Origin of the sequence: Nocardia farcinica (assembly GCF_029867845.1) — a bacterium.
Lineage (GTDB): Bacteria > Actinomycetota > Actinomycetes > Mycobacteriales > Mycobacteriaceae > Nocardia > Nocardia farcinica_A.
On record NZ_JARWRU010000518.1, the window covers coordinates 1 to 2,790 of the forward strand.

A 2,790-nucleotide genomic window follows, 5' to 3' on the forward strand; every position below is an offset into this window, starting at 1 on the left:
CGTCGCCAAGGAGATCGCCGAGCATCCGTTCGGCACCCCCACCTTCACCGGGCGCAGTTGGGCACTGGCCGACGTGCGGCTGCTGGCCCCGATCCTGGCCAGCAAGGTCGTGTGCGTCGGCAAGAACTACGCCGCCCACGCCGAGGAGATGGGTGGCTCCGCGCCCGAGGAGCCGGTGATCTTCATCAAGCCCAACACCGCGATCGTCGGCCCGAACGCCCCGATCGTCTATCCGCCCAGCTCCACGCGGGTCGACTACGAGGGCGAACTGGCCGTGGTCATCGGCCGCCCGTGCAAGGACGTGCCTGCGGCCAGGGCGCGCGAGGTGATCCTCGGCTACACCGTCGCCAACGATGTCACCGCCCGCGACCAGCAGCAGAGCGACGGCCAGTGGACCAGGGGCAAGGGCTACGACACCTTCTGCCCGCTCGGTCCCTGGATCGAGACCGAGGTCGACCCGTCGGATCTGGAGATCCGTACCGAACTCGACGGTGAGGTCCGCCAGCGCAGCCGGACTTCGCTTCTGCTGCACGATATTCCGAAGCTCGTGGAATGGGTGAGTACGGTCATGACGCTGCTGCCCGGCGACGTGATCCTCACCGGAACACCCGAGGGCGTCGGCCCGATGCAGGTCGGACAGCAGGTGTCCGTCACCGTCGAAGGCATCGGCACCCTGACCAATCCTGTTGCCGCCAAACGCTGATCGAGAGAGAGCAATGACACCAGTACGGGTCCGTTTCTGCCCGTCGCCGACCGGGACGCCGCACGTCGGCCTGATCCGCACCGCCCTGTTCAACTGGGCCTTCGCCCGCCACACCGGCGGCACCTTCGTCTTCCGCATCGAGGACACCGACGCCGCCCGCGACTCGGAGGAGTCCTACGCGGCGATCCTCGACGCGCTGCGCTGGCTCGGGCTGCACTGGGACGAGGGGCCGGAGGTCGGCGGGCCCTACGAGCCCTACCGGCAGTCGCAGCGCCGCGACCTCCATCTGGACGTCGTCCGGCGTTTGCTGGAAGCCGGCGAGGCCTACGAATCCTTCTCCACGCCAGAGGAAGTCGAGGCCCGCCACCGGGCGGCCGGACGCGATCCGAAGCTCGGTTACGACAACTTCGACCGCGATCTGACCCCCGAGCAGATCGCCGCCTACAAGGCCGAGGGCAGGGCCCCGGTGGTGCGTCTGCGGATGCCCGACGAAGACCTGTCCTGGAACGATCTGGTGCGCGGCGAGACCACCTTCAAGGCGGGCACGGTGCCCGACTTCGCCCTCACCCGCGGCAACGGCATTCCGCTCTACACGCTGGTCAACCCGGTCGACGACGCGCTGATGAAGATCACCCACGTGCTGCGCGGCGAGGACCTGCTCTCCTCCACGCCGCGACAGCTCGCGCTCTACGCCGCGCTGCGGCGGATCGGGGTGGCCGACTTCACTCCCGAGTTCGGTCATCTGCCCTTCGTGATGGGGCAGGGCAACAAGAAGTTGTCCAAGCGCGATCCCGAGTCCAACCTGTTCCTCCATCGGGAGCGCGGGTTCATTCCTGAAGGTTTGCTGAATTACCTCGCATTGCTCGGTTGGGGCCTTGCTGAGGACCGCGATGTCTTCTCCATGGCGGAGATGGTGGCGGCGTTCGATATCACGAAGGTGAATTCGAATCCGGCCCGTTTCGATCAGAAGAAGGCCGACGCGATCAATGCCGAACACATCCGATTGCTGGAGCCCGCCGATTTCGCCGGGCGCCTGCGGGACTTCCTCACCGAGCAGGGGCGCATCGGTCCCGGCAGCAATGCCGGGGAAGTCGACGACAAAGTGTTCGCGGCGGCGGCCGAATTGGTCCAGACCCGCATCGTGGTGCTGAGCGACGCCTGGGATCTGCTCCGATTCCTGTTCGTGCCCGCCGGGGAATTCTCCGTGGACGAGGCCGCGGCGGCGAAGAACCTGGGCGCCGAGGCGGCGCCGGTGCTCGAGGCCGCCGTGGCGGCGCTGGAGCCGCTGGCGTCCTGGACCACCCCCGCCATCGAGGAGGCGCTCAAGAAGGCGCTGATCGAGGATCTGGGGCTCAAACCGCGCAAGGCCTTCACGCCGGTGCGGGTGGCGGTCACCGGCTCGCACATCAGCCCTCCGCTGTACGAGTCGCTGGAACTGCTCGGGCGCGAGATCACCCTCGATCGCCTGCGGGCGGGCGTGAGGACCGCGCGCGGATAGCCGACGGCCGGGCCGTCGGGCGGAGTCCGCTCCCACGGCGGCCCGGAGGCCCGCTGCCCGGCGGCCGGGCGGCGGGGCGCACATCGGGCAAATGGGGCAGAAACCGCACAGAACACGCCTCTGACCAGGCGATTTGTAGTTCCCCCCGATACCTTTGGTAATCTCTTTCTCGGCCGGAACGACGGACCGAAGCCAGCCAGGCTCCGGGAAGAAAGTCCAGGTCAGTGGGGTATGGTGTAATTGGCAACACAGCTGATTCTGGTTCAGCCATTCTAGGTTCGAGTCCTGGTACCCCAGCTGGAAAGTGTTGTATCTCTCTCGGTTCGCGACCGGAGTAGTTCAGCAACCGGCGATTTGGTCGCCGGGCTCCGGTCGGCTAAGCTGGCCGGGCATTCCACGGATCCGTTCGGATCCACAACGGATGATCACCGGGAACGGGAGATCATGTCCGAGGCCCCGTCGTCTAGCGGCCTAGGACGCCGCCCTCTCAAGGCGGTAGCGCGGGTTCGAATCCCGTCGGGGCTACTTCCGGGTGAGGCCTCCGCTCAGCTGAGCGGAGGCCTCACCCGGAAGTAGCCCCGACGGGATT

2 protein-coding genes and 2 tRNA genes are annotated in these 2,790 nt (G+C 67.2%); all 4 read left to right on the plus strand.

Going from position 1 to position 2,790, the window contains the following annotated elements:
• Positions 1-703, plus strand: a 703-nt coding sequence (locus QH283_RS11260; RefSeq protein WP_280502958.1) for a fumarylacetoacetate hydrolase family protein, incomplete at its 5' end; no start/stop codon positions are given.
• Positions 704-716: 13 nt separating this feature from the next.
• Complete coding sequence (gltX, locus tag QH283_RS11265; protein ID WP_280502959.1) at positions 717-2,201, plus strand: glutamate--tRNA ligase; 1,485 nt, start codon at positions 717-719, stop codon at positions 2,199-2,201.
• A 225-nt stretch (positions 2,202-2,426) separates the two neighbouring features.
• Positions 2,427-2,498, plus strand: a tRNA-Gln gene (locus QH283_RS11270).
• A gap of 155 nt (positions 2,499-2,653) precedes the next feature.
• Positions 2,654-2,726: transfer RNA gene (locus QH283_RS11275), tRNA-Glu, on the plus strand.
• Positions 2,727-2,790 lie beyond the last annotated feature (64 nt).

Excerpts from the sequence above, each read along its gene's own strand:
- gltX (WP_280502959.1), top strand. The coding sequence starts at position 717 with ATGACACCAGTACGGGTCCGTTTCTGCCCGTCGCCGACCGGGACGCCG.